This window comes from Streptomyces sp. NPDC031111, from assembly GCF_055570675.1.
On sequence record NZ_JBVIGS010000010.1, the window covers coordinates 203,572 to 219,795 of the forward strand.

General features: G+C 72.9%; 15 protein-coding genes. 10 read left to right on the plus strand and 5 right to left on the minus strand.

All coding sequences use genetic code 11. The features are described from left to right. The first annotated feature begins 33 nt into the window (after positions 1–33). Genes ACZ470_RS22070 through ACZ470_RS22090 form a run of 5 tightly spaced genes read left to right on the plus strand, consistent with a single transcriptional unit; the run spans position 34 to position 4,930 of the window. Complete coding sequence (locus ACZ470_RS22070) at positions 34–816, plus strand: ABC transporter ATP-binding protein (protein ID WP_468429562.1); 783 nt, start codon at positions 34–36, stop codon at positions 814–816. After that, a complete protein-coding gene (locus tag ACZ470_RS22075; protein WP_468429563.1) occupies positions 813–1,616 on the plus strand; it encodes an ABC transporter ATP-binding protein in 804 nt (267 codons plus the stop codon). Before ACZ470_RS22070 ends, ACZ470_RS22075 begins: the two co-directional genes overlap by 4 nt. Beyond that, the gene (locus tag ACZ470_RS22080) at positions 1,613–2,509 is read left to right on the plus strand and encodes a branched-chain amino acid ABC transporter permease (protein WP_468429564.1); all 897 of its coding nucleotides are present in this window, start codon (positions 1,613–1,615) and stop codon (positions 2,507–2,509) included. Before ACZ470_RS22075 ends, ACZ470_RS22080 begins: the two co-directional genes overlap by 4 nt. Next, a complete protein-coding gene (locus ACZ470_RS22085; protein ID WP_468429565.1) occupies positions 2,502–3,647 on the plus strand; it encodes a branched-chain amino acid ABC transporter permease in 1,146 nt (381 codons plus the stop codon). Before ACZ470_RS22080 ends, ACZ470_RS22085 begins: the two co-directional genes overlap by 8 nt. After that, positions 3,644–4,930, plus strand: coding sequence for an ABC transporter substrate-binding protein (locus ACZ470_RS22090; RefSeq protein ID WP_468429566.1), 1,287 nt, complete (start codon positions 3,644–3,646; stop codon positions 4,928–4,930). The genes ACZ470_RS22085 and ACZ470_RS22090 overlap by 4 nt, the downstream gene beginning before the upstream one ends. A gap of 67 nt (positions 4,931–4,997) precedes the next feature. Here ACZ470_RS22090 and mgrA read toward each other — a convergent pair whose 3' ends face one another. Continuing rightward, a complete protein-coding gene (gene mgrA / locus ACZ470_RS22095) occupies positions 4,998–6,041 on the minus strand; it encodes an L-glyceraldehyde 3-phosphate reductase (protein WP_468429567.1) in 1,044 nt (347 codons plus the stop codon). Between the two features lie 228 nt (positions 6,042–6,269). Here mgrA and ACZ470_RS22100 point away from each other — a divergent pair, with 228 nt between their 5' ends. Next, positions 6,270–6,821, plus strand: coding sequence for a snapalysin family zinc-dependent metalloprotease (locus tag ACZ470_RS22100; RefSeq protein ID WP_468429568.1), 552 nt, complete (start codon positions 6,270–6,272; stop codon positions 6,819–6,821). Between the two features lie 202 nt (positions 6,822–7,023). Here the strand turns inward: ACZ470_RS22100 and ACZ470_RS22105 are convergent, their stop codons facing one another. The 4 genes from ACZ470_RS22105 to ACZ470_RS22120 all read right to left on the minus strand — a co-directional run bounded on the left by ACZ470_RS22105 (position 7,024) and on the right by ACZ470_RS22120 (position 11,623). Beyond that, positions 7,024–8,346 (minus strand): lipase family protein, encoded by a 1,323-nt coding sequence (locus ACZ470_RS22105; RefSeq protein WP_468429570.1) that lies wholly within the window; start codon positions 8,344–8,346, stop codon positions 7,024–7,026. A 177-nt stretch (positions 8,347–8,523) separates the two neighbouring features. After that, complete coding sequence (locus tag ACZ470_RS22110; RefSeq protein WP_468429572.1) at positions 8,524–9,699, minus strand: S1 family peptidase; 1,176 nt, start codon at positions 9,697–9,699, stop codon at positions 8,524–8,526. Between the two features lie 176 nt (positions 9,700–9,875). Next, positions 9,876–10,793: a hypothetical protein gene (locus tag ACZ470_RS22115; RefSeq protein ID WP_468429574.1), complete on the minus strand. Its 918-nt coding sequence runs from the start codon at positions 10,791–10,793 to the stop codon at positions 9,876–9,878. A 164-nt stretch (positions 10,794–10,957) separates the two neighbouring features. Then, positions 10,958–11,623 (minus strand): TetR/AcrR family transcriptional regulator, encoded by a 666-nt coding sequence (locus tag ACZ470_RS22120; protein ID WP_468429576.1) that lies wholly within the window; start codon positions 11,621–11,623, stop codon positions 10,958–10,960. Positions 11,624–11,904: 281 nt separating this feature from the next. Here ACZ470_RS22120 and ACZ470_RS22125 point away from each other — a divergent pair, with 281 nt between their 5' ends. From ACZ470_RS22125 to ACZ470_RS22140, 4 genes are all read left to right on the plus strand, one after another. Beyond that, on the plus strand, positions 11,905–13,731 hold the full coding sequence (locus tag ACZ470_RS22125; protein WP_468429729.1) for an RICIN domain-containing protein: 1,827 nt from the start codon (positions 11,905–11,907) through the stop codon (positions 13,729–13,731). A gap of 262 nt (positions 13,732–13,993) precedes the next feature. Beyond that, complete coding sequence (locus ACZ470_RS22130; protein WP_468429578.1) at positions 13,994–14,380, plus strand: hypothetical protein; 387 nt, start codon at positions 13,994–13,996, stop codon at positions 14,378–14,380. Between the two features lie 131 nt (positions 14,381–14,511). Continuing rightward, a complete protein-coding gene (locus ACZ470_RS22135; RefSeq protein WP_468429579.1) occupies positions 14,512–15,597 on the plus strand; it encodes a GNAT family N-acetyltransferase in 1,086 nt (361 codons plus the stop codon). Between the two features lie 51 nt (positions 15,598–15,648). Continuing rightward, the gene (locus ACZ470_RS22140) at positions 15,649–16,215 is read left to right on the plus strand and encodes a DUF2269 family protein (protein WP_468429581.1); all 567 of its coding nucleotides are present in this window, start codon (positions 15,649–15,651) and stop codon (positions 16,213–16,215) included. The last annotated feature ends 9 nt before the right edge of the window (positions 16,216–16,224 follow it).

Here is a 16,224-nt window from a genome sequence, read left to right on the forward strand (position 1 = left end):
CCGCCCCGCGCGGCGCGGCCCCGAGGAGTCGTGATGCCCGAAGCACCACCGGACGACCTGCCCGCACTGCACGTCGAGAACGTCGACGTGACGTACGGACGCGCGCTGTCCGCTCTCCGTTCCGTGTCCCTGACCGTGCCGCCCGGCACCGTCGTCGCCCTGCTCGGCGCCAACGGCGCCGGCAAGACGACCCTGCTGCGCGCCGTCTCCGGCACGCTGCGCCTGCACCGCGGCGCGATCACGGCCGGCCGCATCCGCTACGGCGAGACGGTGCTCGACGGCAAGGACCCCGTCGCGGCGGTACGCGCCGGAGTGGTCCAGGTCCCCGAGGGACGGCGGGTGTTCGCCGGACTCTCGGTCGACGAGAACCTCCGCTCCGGCGGCCTCGGCCTCGGCCGGCGCGGCCGCACCCAGGTCCAGGAGGCCCGCGACCGCGTCTTCACGCTCTTCCCCCGGCTCGCCGAACGCACCCACCAGGCCGCCGGCCTGCTCTCCGGCGGCGAACAGCAGATGCTGGCCATCGGACGCGCCCTGATGGCCGCCCCGCGCCTGCTGCTCCTCGACGAGCCCTCCCTGGGCCTCGCACCGCAGATGGTGTACCGCATCGCCGAGGTGATCCGCGAGATCAACGCCCAGGGGACCGCCGTACTCCTCGTCGAGCAGAACGCCGGCATGGCGCTCTCCCTCGCCGACCACGCGCACGTCCTGGAGGTCGGCGAGACCCGCCTGTCCGGCCCCGCCGACGAACTCGCCCGCACCGACGCCGTACGCCGCCTCTACCTGGGCGAGTCGGCCGAGGACCAGGGGGCGGCGTGACCGACCGCACCACCACCGCACCGCCCGTGCTCGACGTACGGGACGTCACCGTGCGCTTCGCCGGACTCACCGCCCTCGACGGCGTCTCCTTCACCGTCGCCCCCGGCTCGGTGCACGCGCTCATCGGACCCAACGGCGCCGGCAAGTCGACCTGCTTCAACGTGCTGTCCGGCCTGTGCCGCCCGGCGGAGGGCACGGTGACGCTCGGCGACACCGAGCTGACCCGGCTCGCCCCGCACCGCATCGCCGCGCTCGGCGTGGCCCGCACCTTCCAGAACATCGTCACCACCCACGGCACGGTCGCCGACAACCTCATGCTCGGCCGCCACGCCCTGTCCCGCGCCGGGTTCGCCGCCAGCGCGCTGCGCCTGCCGAGCGCCGTGCGCGAACAGCGCGAACACCTCGAACGGGCCCGCGAGATCGCCGAACTCACCGGACTGTCCCCGCACTTCGACAGCCCCGTCGCCCTGCTGTCGTACGGCGACCGCAAGCGCGTCGAACTCGCCCGCGCCCTCTGCCTGGAGCCGCGCGTGCTGCTCCTCGACGAACCGGTGGCCGGCATGAACGCCGCCGAACGCGCCCGCACCGCCGAGGTGGTGGGCGAACTGCGCGCCGCACTCGGCCTGTCCATCGTCCTCGTCGAGCACGACATGGGCCTGGTGATGCGTCTCGCCGACGACGTCACCGTGCTCGACTTCGGCCGGCCCATCGCGCACGGCACGCCCGACGAGGTCCGCCAGGACCCCGAGGTGCTGCGCGCCTACCTCGGCACCGACGCGACCGGGGAGGACGCGGCATGACGGCATTCCTGGACAACATCCTCGGCGGACTGGCACTCGGCGCGGTCTACGCGCTGGTCGCCCTCGGGTTCGTCGTCATCTTCAAGGCGTCGGGCGTCCTCAACTTCGCCCACGGCTCCCTGCTCCTGCTCGGCGGCTACCTCATCGCCGTCCTGCACGACGACCTCGGTTTCGCCGGAGCACTCGCGCTGGCGATCCTCACCACGGCCGCCCTCGCGGGCGCCCTCGACCGCTTCCTGTTGCAACGCGGCGGCCAGGACGCCCACTCCGCCCATGTGCAGACCATCGTCACCATCGGCATCGACATCGTCCTGCTCACCGATCTGGCCCGGCGCATCGGCGGCGACCTGCTGTCCCTGGGCGACCCGTGGGGCGACTCGGTGACCGAGCTGGGTCCGCTGACCGTCGCCGACAGCCGGCTCGCCGCGATCGTGGTGTCGGCCGTGGTCATCGGCGCGGTGTTCGCGCTGTTCCGGTTCACCTCCTGGGGGCTGTCCCTGCGGGCGGCGGCGGAGGACCTGGAGGCGGCCGCCCTCATGGGCGTACGGCTCAGCCGGGTTCGTGCCGGTGCCTGGTGCCTGGCGGGCGCGCTCGCCGCGCTGGCCGCCGTGTTCCTCGCCGCCTTCCCCGCTCCGGGCCTGGAGCGCACCACCGGCCAGATCGCCCTCAACGCCTTCCCGGCGGCGATCCTCGGCGGCCTGGCCTCCCCGGCCGGCGCCCTCGCCGGCAGCCTGATCATCGGCCTGACCGAGGCACTCGTCGTGGGCTACCAGTCCGATCTGCACGTCCTCGGCGAGGGATTCGGCGACGTCGCCCCGTACGCCGTGATGCTGCTGGTCCTTCTCGTACGGCCCACCGGGCTGTTCGGAGCGAAGGGAGCGGCCCGTGTCTGACCGCCTCCTCGGCGCCCTCACCCGTCGCCGTGCCACACTCCTGCTGCTCGCCGTCGTCCTGTGCCTGCCGCCGTTCTACCTGGACGCCTTCTGGCTGCGCATCGGCCTGTTCTCCATGGCGGCGGCCATCGGCGCCATCGGCCTCGCCCTGCTCAGCGGCACCGCCGGCCAACTCTCCCTCGGCCACGCCTTCTTCCTCGCCGTGGGCGCCTACGGCTACGCCTGGCTCGCCGGCGAACCCGGCCCCGGCCTGCCACCGGCCCTCGCCGCACTCCTCGCGGTGCTGCTCGCCGGAGCGGCCGGCGGACTGTTCAGCCCCGTCGCCGGCCGCGTCAAGGGCATCTACCTGGGCATCGCCACCCTCGCGCTGGTCTTCCTCGGCCACCACGTCCTGCTGACCGCCGACTCCGTCACCGGCGGGTTCAACGGCCGCTCCGTGCCGCCGCTGACCCTCGGCGGGTTCACCTTCGGCTCGGACGACCCCGCCCTGACCGTCCTCGGCGTGCCGTTCGGCGCGGAGGAACGGCTGTGGTTCCTCGGCCTCGCCCTGTTCGCGTTCACCTGGTTCACCGCTCGCGGCCTGCTGCGCGGCCGGCCCGGCCGGGCCCTGGCCGCCCTGCGGGACAGCGAGACCGCGGCCTCGGTGATGGGCGTCGACGTCGCCCGGCACCGTTCGGCGGCCTTCGTGGTGTCGTCGATGTACGCGGGGCTCGCCGGAGTGCTCCTCGCGCTCGCCTTCCGCCGCGTCGTCCCGGACTACTTCTCCCTCGCCCTGTCCGTCGACTACCTCGCCATGATCGTCATCGGCGGCCTCGGCTCCGTCGCCGGAGCCACCGCAGGCGCCGTCTTCGTCACCGCGCTCCCACTGCTGATGACCCGTTACGCCGACCAGCTCCCGCTGGTGACCGCCCCCGGTTCCACCGAGGGTGCCGTGGGCCCCACCGAGGCGGCCCGCTACCTCTACGGCGCGGCGATCGTCCTGGTCCTGCTGTACGCACCCGACGGTCTGCACGGTCTGGCACGCCGGATCCGGGACCGCGCACGGCGCCGCCGAACCCGTACCCCCGCCTCGGAATCAGTCGTCCCTTCGCCTTCGCAACCGGCCGCGGCCGCACGACCCAAGGAGCACACCCCGTGAACACCACGCACCGCAGACACCGCAACCGGCACCGCACCGCCGGGACCGTCCTCGCCGGCGCCCTCGCCCTGCTGCTCGCGGTCACCGGATGCAGCTCCAAGGCGGACGGCGACGACAAGGGGGGCGAGGCCGCCGACGGCGTCCGCACCGGACCCGGCGTCGGCGCCGACACCATCAAGCTGGGCGCCCTCACCGACCTGACCGGCCCGTACGCCACGCTCGGCAAGAGCATCGTGCAGGCGCAGCAGATGTGGGCCGACGAGGTCAACGCCAAGGGCGGCATCTGCGACCGCAAGGTGGAGATCGTCGTCAAGGACCACGGCTACGACGTGCAGAAGGCGGTCACCGCCTACGCCGACATCGCCCCGGACGTCGTGGCGCTGCCGCAGGTCATCGGCTCCCCGGTGGTCGCCGCCCTGCTCGACGACATCGAGCGGGACAAGATGCTCACCTTCCCGCAGGCGTGGGCGGCCTCGCTGCTCGGCAAGGACGCCATCCAGGTGCTCGGCACCACGTACGACGTCGACATGATCGCCGCGGTCGAGTACCTCACCCGCGCCAAGGGCCTGAAGAAGGGCGACACGATCGGCCACGTCTACTTCGAGGGCGACTACGGGGCCAACGCGCTGGAGGGGGCCACCTGGGCGGCGGAGAAGGCCGGCCTCAAGGTGACCGGCCAGAAGATCAAGGCGACGGACACCGACCTGTCGGCCCAGGTCTCGGCCCTGCGCAAGGAGGGCGTGAAGGCCATCCTGATCAGCGCCGGGCCCGCGCAGACGGCCTCCCTGGTCGGCGTCGCGGCCTCCCGCGGTCTGAAGGTCCCCGTCGTCAGCAGTGCCCCCGGCTTCGCGCCCCAGTTGATGAAGACACCGGCGGCGCCGGCCCTGGCGGCCATGCTCAACGTGGTCAGCGCCGCGCCCGCGGTCAGCTCCGATCTGCCCGGCGTGAAGGCCATGGTGGCGGCCTACCAGAAGAAGTACCCGGACTCGCCCGTCGACTCCGGCGTGCTGTCCGGCTACAACGCCGCACAGCTGATGGGCTCCGACTTGAAGAAGGCCTGCGAGGCGGGCGGCCTCACCCGTGAGGACGTCGTCAAGGCGCACCGCGCGCAGACCGACGCGGACACCGGCCTCGGCACCCCGCAGAACTTCTCCGACGTCGACCGTCCCGCGAGCGTCGAGACCTATGTGCTCAAGCCCGACGCCAAGGCGGTCGGCGGCGTGGTGAACGCCGAGGACGCGCAGGCGGCTCCGGGTGTCGAGGAGTACCTCTCCTCGCGCTGACGGCCCACGCCGTACGGACGCCCCGGCGGACCCGAGAGACGGGGACGCCGGGGCGTCCGGCGCCGACTCAGCCCAGCGTGCCCAGACGCGCCTCGCGCCACAGGTCGACGCCGCCCTCCGTGGCGTACTTGTCGATCTCGGCCAGTTCCTCCGTGCTGAAGTCGAGGTTCTCCAGCGCGGCGACGTTCTGCTCCAGCTGCTCGGCGCGGGACGCGCCCATGACCAGCGAGGTGACCCGCGGGTCCCGCAGCGCCCAGGCCAGCGCCATCTGTGCGAGGGTCTGTCCGCGCCCGGCCGCGATGTCGTCGAGGGCGCGCAGCCGGCGCAGCATGTCGTCGGTCAGCCATGCCGTGTCGAACGACTTGCCCGCCGCCGCCCGCGAGTCCCGCGGGACCCCGTCGAGATAGCGCGCGGTCAGCATGCCCTGCGCGAGGGCGGTGAAGCCGATGATCCCGAAGCCCTCCTCCTGGGCCACGTCCAGCAGGCCGTCCGTCTCGATCCAGCGGTTCAGCATGTTGTACGACGGCTGGTGGATCAGCAGCGGTGTGCCGAGGTCCCGGAGGATGGCCGCGGCCTCGCGGGTGCGCTCGGCGTCGTAGGAGGAGATGCCGACGTAGAGCGCCTTGCCCTGGCGGACGGCCGTGTCGAGGGCGCCCATCGTCTCCTCGAGGGGAGTGGTGGCGTCCAGCCGGTGGGAGTAGAAGATGTCCACGTACTCCAGTCCCATGCGCTTCAGGGACTGGTCCAGGGAGGCCAGCACGTACTTGCGGGAGCCGCCGCCCTGGCCGTACGGGCCGGGCCACATGTCCCAGCCGGCCTTGGTGGAGACCACCAGTTCGTCCCGGTACGGCGCGAGGTCCTGCCGCATCAGCCGGCCGAAGTTGATCTCGGCGGAGCCGTAGGGGGGACCGTAGTTGTTCGCCAGGTCGTGGTGGGTGATGCCCAGGTCGAAGGCGCGCAGGGCGATCTCGCGCTGCGTCTCGAACGGCTTGTCGTCACCGAAGTTGTGCCAGTAGCCCAGGGACAGCAGGGGGAGGTCGAGCCCCGAACGGCCGGTACGCCGGTAGCGCATGGTGCCGTCGTAGCGCTCGGGATGGGCGATGTGGTTCATCGGCTGGTCTCCGGTGATGCGAGCGGGGATGTCCCGTGGGAAGGTCTTGATCGTGCCCACAGTGCCCCCGGCCGATCAGGAAGTCCAACCGATCCCCTCCATGGAATTCAGCAGCACGGCTTCTTAATCGGCAGGCGGCCGGAGCGCGGGATTGGAGTCCGTGCCGGCGGGCAGACGAGGCGGCAGCGGCATGAGCACGACTGCCTGCCGCGCACAGGGAGGTCGACCATGCAGGTCCGTACGCTGACCGGCGGCCTGGCCGTCGTCGTCGTGATGTCCTGGCCCACGCTGACCGGCCAGGCCGGGGCCGCTCCATCCGGCGTTACCGCCCCGCCCGTGGCGGCCGATCGGGTGGTCGACCGGGTGGTCACGTACGACGCCGGCGGCGCCGCGGAGTTCAGGGCCGCGGTCGACCGGGGCGCGGAGATCTGGAACGAGAGCGTCGACGGCGTCGAGCTGCGCCCGGCCGCGTCCGGGCAGCCCGCCGACGTCCGGATCGTGACGGACGACGGCTGGCCGCGCTCCGTTCCCGACTCCGTGGGCAGCGGCACCGTGTACATGGGACGGCAGGCCGTGGACCAGGGCCACCACACCGTCCGCATCACGGCTCACGAACTCGGCCACATGCTGGGCCTGCCGGACCGCAAGCCCGGTCCCTGCTCCAGCCTGATGTCGGGCGCCAGCGCCGGAACCTCGTGCACGAACCCCTATCCGAGCGCGGCGGAGCGGGCAGAGGTCGAGAAGAACTTCGAGGACGCCCCCGCCGAGGCGCCGATGTGACCGATGTGACTAGTGGGGCGACTGCGGCTATGGTTGTTCCAGGTCACGGCGACGGAAACCTCCGGAGACCGTCCGTGCGTTGGTGGTCCAAGGAAAGACGCCCCGCTTCCTGCGGGGAGATGCAGGTGCAAGGCCTGCCCGGCGCTCCATCACGAGCCCCGTCCCGGCACTCCGGGACGGGGCTCGCGGCGTTCCCGGCGGCTCAGCGCCGCATCGGCACGCTCCAGCAGTTGGACGTCGTCGGCCTGCCCTCCAGCCGGTCGGTCAGCCAGTCCACCGCGTCGCCCTGGTCGGCGATGAGCGGCGCGAGGTGGTTGGTGAGCAGCTTGTCGCCGAGGTTGGGCAGCCGGACCGCCTTGTAGGTGACGTCGCCGCCCTTCGCGCACCAGTCGGCAGCGAGCCGGCGTGCCTGCTCATGGGGCACGATGTCGTCCTGCACCCCCGTGGCCAGCCGGACCGGCCCGGTCGGCTTCGTCATGCCGAGGCGCTGCTTGTCCAGTACGGCCTGGGCGGCCGGCTCGCCGGCGATGATCTCGGCGATGGACCTGCCGCTCCTGGTCCACTGGGTGCTCCTGGTGAAGCCGTAGCCGAGGATCGCGTCACCGACGCACGTGGTGGAGATGTCGTCCAGGGCGGCACGTCCGGTGGCGTTGATGTTCTCCTCCACGACCGCCCGCAGTTCGGGCTCCGCCTGGGCGAAGCCGTTGATCGACCAGCCCAGCGCGCCGGCCAGGGCGCTCCCGTCGATGCCCTTCATCACCGCGGTCAGATCGGCGGGCGGCGCGCCGCTGTAGGTGCCGACGAGCCGGACGTCGGGTGCGTAGCTGCGCTGGAGTTCGGCCGCGGCGGCGCTGGCTCCGCCGCCCTGGCTGTAGCCGTACATGGCCACCCTGGACGCCCCGGTGACGGACGCGCCCGGCACGGAGAGCGCGGCGCGGGCCGCGTCCAGCATGGCGTGCCCCTGGTCCACGCGGTTGACGTAGGTGTGGAGCCGGTCGGTCGTGCCCAGGCCGACGTAGTCGGTGACGACGACGGCCGCCCCGGTGGCGAGGAGCCGGTGGACCGCCAGGTCCTCGTACGCGAACGACACCGTCTGTCCGTTGAGGATCAGGGGGTGCTGGAGGGCGAACGAGGGCGCGCACTGGTCGCCCTGCCCCATGGTTCCCGAGCCGACGACCACCAGGGGCCGGGGCCCGTCGCCCTTCCAGTCGGCGGACGGTTCGATGTAGGCACCGGTGACCGCGACCCGCTGCCCGCCTGAGTCGGTGGAGGTGTACATCAGACGGGTCGCCGTGCCGGGCATCGGGCGGCCGTCCAGTCCGGGCAGGCTCAGCCCCAGGGGCAGCGGCTCGTGGCGGACCAGGACGCCGTCGCCCGCGGGCAGGTCGGTGGGCGGGGTGTAGAAGGCGGGGATGGTGACGCCCCGCGACACCACGGGGTCGGTCGCGGCGGCGGTCGGCGCGGACACGCAGACACAGGCGGTCGTGGCGACGACGGTGGTCAGCACGGTGCTGATACGGCTCACGGCTCACTCCTCGCTCTGCTCCAGGAAGGTGAACCGGAAACTAGCAGCGGTTACTTACCCGTGGTAACACCTCGGTAAGTTACGGCCGAGTAACTATTGTGGGGCGCGGTGGCCATGGCGGGGCGCATGAGAGAGCGGGCCCTGCCGGTGTCCGGCGGGGCCCGCTCTCAAGTGTCGTCAGGCCGTTTGCAGCGTCAGCCCGTAGCGGTTGAGTATCTCGTTGACCGGCTGGAACCAGGTCTCGCCCCCGCTGGAGCAGTTGCCCCAGCCGCCGGAGGTGACGCCCTGCGCCTGGTCGCCGCTGATGAACGAGCCGCCGGAGTCGCCGCCTTCGGCGCAGACGCTCGTCTTCGTCATCTGATGGACCGCGCCCTGGCTGTAGTTGACGGTCTCGTTCTTGGCCAGGACCCTGCCGCAGTGCCAGTGGGTCGTGGAGCCGGAGCGGCAGATCGAGGCGCCGACCGGGGCCTCCGCGGAACCGCGCACCAGCTGGTCCGACACCGTGCCCCAGCCGAGGACCACCGGAACCGTCCACCAGCCGCTGCCCACGTTGACCCAGGCGTAGTCGTTGCCCGGGAACGAGGAGCCCTGGAAGTTGCCGATGTACGAGCCGTCCCAGCCCCTGACCTGCCCGCCGACGCCGCCGCAGTGCCCGGCGGTGACGAAGCCGCCGTGCACCGAGAAGCCTATGGAGCAGCGGACGTTGCCGGTGTAGTAGGGGTCGCCGCCCACCGTGCCGGCGGCGAAGGTCTCGGCGGGGGCGGGCACGGTCCGCACGGTGACCGGGCCGGCCTCGCGGGCCTCGTCCACGAAGGCGCGGACATCGTTGTCAGCTCGCTCGCCGGCGACGACGTTCACGACGACGCTGTTGGCGGCCGGGTCCACGGACCAGCTGCTGACGCCCGAGGGCGCGTCGAGACGGTCGATACGGGACTTCGCCGCGTCGAGCTGCCGTGCGCTGTGCTCGACGGTGCGGACCTCCGCGCCGGACGCGCGCAGCGTCCGTACGGTCGAGGCGGTGGCGTCCGGGGTGACGGCCACGGTCAGTTTCTCGCTCTTGGCGTCGAACCAGGCGCCGCCGTAGGCGGATCCGGCGGTCTTCCGGGCCTTCGGCGCGAGATCGGTGGCCTCGCGTTCGGCGGCCAGCCGGGCCTCCGCCTCGGCGCGGGTCAGCCCGAAGTCCCGCTGCATCGCCTGGAGCAGGCCGGCGGAGGCGGGCGCGGAGTCGGTGGCGCGGGCGGTGGGGGAGTCGGGGGCGTCCTGCGCCGATGCGGGCAGGGTACCGGCGGCGGTCCAGCTGCCGATCATGAGCAGGGCGGCCACGCCGGCATGCGTGAGTCTGGTGCGTCTCATGGAAGGTTGCCCTTCGTCGTTCCAGCAAGGTGGGGGTGGAACAACCGCAGTGTGAGAGCGCTCTCAACGCGTGTTTGAGCAGAGCTTAGCGAGACGTCGCTGTCAGGTCTATGCCAATGCGGGGTCATTTCCCGCGCGCTTCGGGAACGCGCGACCGTGACGGAGGCGCGGGCGGGTCACCTGACGCCCTTCGCCGCCCTCTCCGCCTCCCGGGTGGCCTCCTTCGCCTCCCGCTCGGCCCGGGCGAGGGCGTCCGAGGCCGCCCGGCCCCGTTCGTCCGCCGTCCGCTCCTCCCGCTCCGCCCGCTCGAACTCCGCGCGGACCTCCCGGAGTTGCTCCTCCAGGGCCGACACCCGCCGCTCGGCCTCCCGGCGGTGCCCTTGGGCCCGCTCCAGCGCGGCGGCGGCGTCCTCGTGCTCGGTACGGCGCTCACGGAGCCGTTCTCCGGCCTCCCGGGCCGCCTCCCGGGCCCGGTCGAGCCGCCGCTGCCGCTCCGCGCGGCGCTCTGCCAGTTCGTCCTTCCGTCGCGCCGGGGCCGGCGGCGTACGGGCCGGTGCGCGGGCCGCCTTCGGCGCCGGACTTCCCGTGGCGGAGAACTCCGACGGAGGGGTGAGCGCGCTTTCCGTACGGCCGGTGTCCCACAGCTCGGCCGCCTCCGGGTCGGCCAGCACCGCGCGCAGGGTCGTCTCGACGTCCCGCCGCACCGTGTCCGACAGCGGATGTCCGGCCTCCCGTGCCAGCGTCGAGGCCTGCCGGGACAGCTCGGAGACGATGCGCCGCCGCTGGGCCGACAGTTCCTTCAGCGCGCTCGGATCCAGGGTGGTGTAGGCCTCGCGCAGCGCCCGCCCCAGTTCCAGGAACTGCCGTGCCTCGTCGGGCCGGGAGCGCCGCAGGAGGTTCGCCGCCCATGCCGCGAGGGTGGGCCGGCGGGCGGCGTGGATGCGGCGGGCGTCGTCGGCCCGCTGGGCCGTCCGCGCGGCGGCGGCCCGTTCCTCGCGCCGGGCGACGAAGTCGGACGGCGGCAGCGCGTACAGCTCGTCGAGGACGGCTTCCACATCGCCGTCGCCGCCGTCCCGCACGTCCTTGCGCCGCATGATCCCCAGACTCCACCGAACGCGGTGACGGCGCACATCGGGCCAGGGCCCGCGGTGTCGTCGGCCCTCTCGGCCGTCCCGGCGGTCGGTGAACCGCTCCGGGGGGCGATGACCGCGTTCGCCGCGTCGCGCGCCCGCCCCCGGTCGGTCGTCATGGAACCTCCTCAGCCGTCCCGGCGGTCGGTGGACCGGTTCGGGGTCAGCGTGGTCAGCAGCGAGGTGATCACCAGGTCCGTGGAGGCGGCCATGTCCACGGAGCCGGGGTCCAGCAACCACTGGACCTGGAGGCCGTCCATGACGGCGATGACCGCGTTCGCCGCGTCACGCGCCCGCCCCCGGTCGGTCTCGGACAGTCCGCACGACTCGACCAGCGCGTCGGTGACGAAGGCGCGCAGCCCGGTGTACCGGTCGCGGAAGTAGCTCTGGGCCGGGTGGTCGTCCGTGACGGACTCCGCCGACAGGACGGCGTAGAGCCGCACGATGCCCTCGCGTTCGGCGTTGCGGTGGGCGGTGTCGACGAGGTGGCGCAGGAAGGCGAGCCCCCGCGGGCGCTCGGTGCCCAGCTGCTCGATGTCGGTTTCGTCGCGCAGTTCGAGCACGCTGGTGAGCAGCAGCGCCTTGGAGCGGAAGTAGTGCAGGACGCCGGCCTGGGTCAGCCCCGCGCGCTCGGCGATCTCCGCGAGCGAGGCGTTGTTGTAGCCGCGGGCGGCGAAGGTGTCCATGGCGATGTGGAGGATGTCCCGCTGCCGCTGCCTGGCCTCGGGGCTGCGAGGTGTGCGGGGTCTCGCCCCGGCCCCGCGGGCGGGCCGACCCGTCGACTGGTCATTCATCCGCGACAGCTTACGGCCGCGTGATCCCGCCGTCGTCGATCTTGACGTACGCCCTCGCCGGATGTGATGCAGACCACTTACTAACCACTTAGTGGGTGTGCTTTTATGGCGCCGTTCCGACGGATCGCCGCCGTTCCGGCGCTTCCTCGAAGGCGGCCGGCGTACCCCCACGCGTCACCCGACGAAGGAGAAGCCGCACCGTGTCATCCCTGTCATCCAGATCCCCCAGGTCGAGAGGCGGCCGTCCGCCTCGTGTCCGCGCCGCGGTCCTCGCGCTCGGCCTGGCCGCCGCCGGCCTCGGTCTCACCGGCGCCGGGACCGCCCGGGCCGCCGACCCCGTCGCCCAGGTGTGGGTCACCACGCCCGACGGCGCGAAGAAGCTCGCCGCGGAGGGCGGCGTCCCGTTCGACGGCACCCCGCAGTCCGTCGACATCCGCATCGACGCGGGCAGCAAGGGCCAGCGCTTCACCGGCGCCGGGGCCTCCGTGACCGGCGCCTCCGCCCGGCTCGTCCAGAGCCTGCCGCAGGACCGGCGCGGCGACCTGATGCGGTCGCTGTTCTCCACCGCCGGCGACGGCATCGGGCTCAACTACCTGCGCCAGCCGCTCGGCAGCACCGACTTCGACGCCACCGCCGACCCCCATTCCTACGAGGACACCCCCGGACAGTTCTCCATCGACCGGGACCGGGCCGAGATCATCCCCGTCCTCAAGCAGGCCACCGCCGTCAACCCGGCGATCCGGTTCATGGGCTCCCCCTGGTCACCGCCCGCCTGGATGAAGACCGGCGACTCCCTCAACGGCGGCAGCCTCAGGACCGAGCACTACGGGGCGTACGCCGACTACCTGGTCAAGGCGATCCAGGCGTACGCGCGGGAAGGCATCACCCTCACCGACCTCACGGTGCAGAACGAGCCGGAGTTCGCCACCAGTTACCCGTCGATGTCGATGACATCGGCCCAGCAGGCCGACTTCCTCAGGGTGCTCGACCCCAAGCTGACCGCGGCGGGGCTGCCGACCAACATCCTTGCCTACGACCACAACTGGGACCACCCGAACTACCCGCTCGACGTCTTCTCCCGCACCGCGGGCATCAACCGGGTCATCGGCGCGGCCTTCCACTGCTACGGCGGCCAGGTCGGCGCCCAGCGGCAGATCGCCGACGCCGGGAAGCGGGTCTTCTTCACCGAGTGCTCCGGCACCGACAGCGCGAACCCCGCCGCCACCTTCGGCGACACCCTGCGCTGGCACGCCGAGAACCTCGTCGTGCAGAACATGCGCAACGGCGGCGAGACGGTGATCAACTGGAATCTCGCCCTCGACCAGAACGGCGGCCCCCACCAGGGCCACTGCACCAACCGCTGCAACGGCGTCGTCGAGATCGCCGGGGGCAACGTCACCCGCAACGCCGAGTACTACGTGCTCGGCCACGTCACCAAGTTCATCAAGCCGGGCGCGATCCGCATCGGCTCCACCAGCCAGGGCGCCGGAGGCGTGCAGAACGTCGCCTTCCAGAACCCCGACGGCACACGCGCCGCCTACGTCGTCAACACCGCCGGCAGCGCCCAGCGGTTCTCCCTCACCGACAACGGCAGGTCCCTCGCGTACACCCTGCCCGCCGGTGCCGTCGCCACGTTCACCTGGAACGGCACCGACGCCCCGGCCGGCCCGATCGACCCCGCCGCCTGGTACCGGGTCGTCAACGCGGGCAGCGGGGCCTGCCTCGACGCCACCGACTGGGGCACCGCCGACGGTACCGCGCTTCAGCAGTGGGCCTGCGGCACCGGAGCCAACCAGTCCTGGCAGTTCCGGCCCACCGGCGACGGCCACTACCAGGTCGTCAACCGTCACAACGGCAAGGTCTGGGACGTCGACGGCGGACCCGGCGCCACCGCCGACGGCACCAGGGTCCACCTGTGGCAGTACGTGGGCGGCACCAACCAGCAGTGGCGCCCCGAGAACGCCGGCGCCGACGGTCGCTACCGCTTCGTCGCCCGGCACAGCGGCAAGTGCCTGACCGTCGACAACGCCTCCACCGCCGACGGAGCCCGGCTGTCCCAGCGGACCTGCTCCGGCTCGGCCGCGCAGACCTTCACCCTCACAGGCTGAACCGGTCGGGGGCGACCGCACGCGGGGTTCCCGGCGGTCGCCCCCCGGGTCGGGAGGCGCACTCCGGCGTGAAGGACGGGGCACCCGGGGAGCACCGCGGCCGCCGCGCACCGAGTGCGCCGCCTTGCCGCGCGGAGGACTTGACGGAGCGGCAGGCGCTCGGCGCTACTGGAAGACGTGCCGGGCGCACATGTGTGGGGGGACCGCCCGGTACCGACCCGGTGTGCCCACCCCCGCCGCACGCATGTCGGAGGGGTGACCGGTGCGCTCTCGATGGGCGGCGGCCGTCGCACTGCTCGCCTCGGTGCTGCTCCTGACCCTGTGCTCCCCGACCCCGCCGGCGGCGGACCGGCCCGCTGCGGGGCATCCTGCCGCGGCACCACACCACGACGAGCCGGCCGATGCCGTGCCCGAGGCCGTCGGAGCGCCCCTCCCGGGGGAGGACGCCTCCTCGCTGCACCGGCCCCTCGCCCGCCCGCCGAGGGCCTCGGGGGCGGCCGGGGCGCCCCACCCGACGGTCGGCGCCGTGTCGCCGGCGACCGCACAGCGACGATCCGCCCCCCAGCCGTGTCCGGAGGGGCCGCCACCGGGCCGTGAACCGGGCGATCAGTCCCGCGGCGCCGCCGCCCTCCAGTCGTTCCGCTGCTGAGCGACGGCGGTACCGCCCGAGGCCTGCTCCGCGCCGCCGATACCGCCCGGTGCCGGGTCCCCGTTCCGGACCACGGTGACGAGCAGGTCTTCTCGTGTCCCGAAAACCGCGACGACACAGGAGGCACCGACATGCAGGGAAAGCGCGTTCTCGTGGTGCGGCCGGACGAACTCGGGCCGAGCGAGCACAAGATGTGGAGACACCTGCGCGCCGAGTCCGGCGCACCGGAGAACCCGTTCCTCGATCCGGCGTTCACGACGGCCGTCGGACGGGTCAGGCCGGGAGCCCGGGTGGCCGTCTTACAGGAGGACGGCACACCGGTCGGCTTCCTCCCGTACGAGAAGGGGCCGCTGGGACGGGGCCGGGCCGTCGGACTGGGTGTGTCGGACAGTCAGGGCGCCGTGCTGCGCCCCGGGCTCCGGCTCGACCCGCGCACCCTGCTCGCGGCCTGCGCGCTCTCCTCCTGGGAGTTCGACAACCTGGAGGCGGGCCAGTACCTCTTCGTCCCGCACGCCGCCGAACGGCTCGCGAGTCCGGTGATCGACCTCGACCAGGGCTTCGGCCACTACACCGACGGGCTGCGCGCCCGGTCCCCCGGATTCCTCAAGCAGACACGGGCCAAGGAACGCCGGCTCGCCCGGCAGGTCGGTGACGTGCGCTTCGAGTACGACGCCCGGGACCCGGAGGCGCTGCGGGCGCTGATGCGCTGGAAATCCGCCCAGTACCGGCGCACGGGCCGCCGGGACCGGTTCGCGCAGCAGTGGATCACCGGGCTGGTGGACCTGCTCGCGCACGGCGACGACCCCGAGTGCCGCGGAGTGCTCTCCGTGCTGTACGCCGCCGGCCGCCCCGTCGCCGCCCACTTCGGCCTGCGCTCGGCCACCGTCCTGTCCTGGTGGTTCCCCGCGTACGACCGCGACCACGCCCGCTTCTCACCCGGACTCGTGCTGCATCTGCGGATGCTGGAGGCGGCCGCCGCCGACGGCATCCGCCTCGTCGACCTGGGCAGCGGACCCGCCCGCTACAAGGACTCCCTCAAGACGCGCGAACTCCCGGTCTACGAGGGCGCCGTGGTACGGCCGGGGCCGGGCGGAGCCGCGTACCGGCTGGGCCGGGAGCCGGCCAGGGCCGCCCGCCGGTTCGTGCGCGGCCACCCCGGGCTGGCCGACACGGCCCGGCGCGCCCTGGCAGGGGTGGGCAGGCTGCGCGACCGCTGACCCCGTCCGGCGTACGCCGACGTCAGTACGCGGGGTTACTCCCGCCGTCAGATGTCCGCGCCGCCCGGGCCCGGCACCGTGGGACGGGTGAAACTCAGCCGCCCCGCACGCCGGGCCCACCTCGTCATCCATGTCCTCGCCTCCGCCGGCTGGCTCGGACTCACCGTCGGGCTGCTCGCACTCGGCATCACCGCCAACACCACCGGGTCCGCGGCCATGGTGGAGGCGTCCGTCCGGGCCATGAAGCTCTTCGCGGACTGGCTCCTGCTGCCGGTGGCGTTTCTGACGCTCCTCAGCGGACTCGTCCTCTCCCTGGGCACGCCGTGGGGCCTGGCCAGACACCGCTGGGTGTGGACCAAGTTCTGGCTGACCCTGGCCACGACCACCGCCACGGTGTTCGCGCTGCGGCCGGGAGTGAACGCGGCCGCGGCGGCCGTGTCCACCGGGCAGGCGCTGCCCGACGGGGGCGACGTCCTGATGGGCCCCATCGTGTCCCTGACCGCCTACGTCTTCATGACGGTGATCTCGATCCTCAAGCCGTGGGGGCTCACCCGCCGCGGCCGGCGCCTCCGGGCCACTGCCCGGAGGCCGAGGACCGCCGAACCGGCGCGCCTCTGATCACGCGCG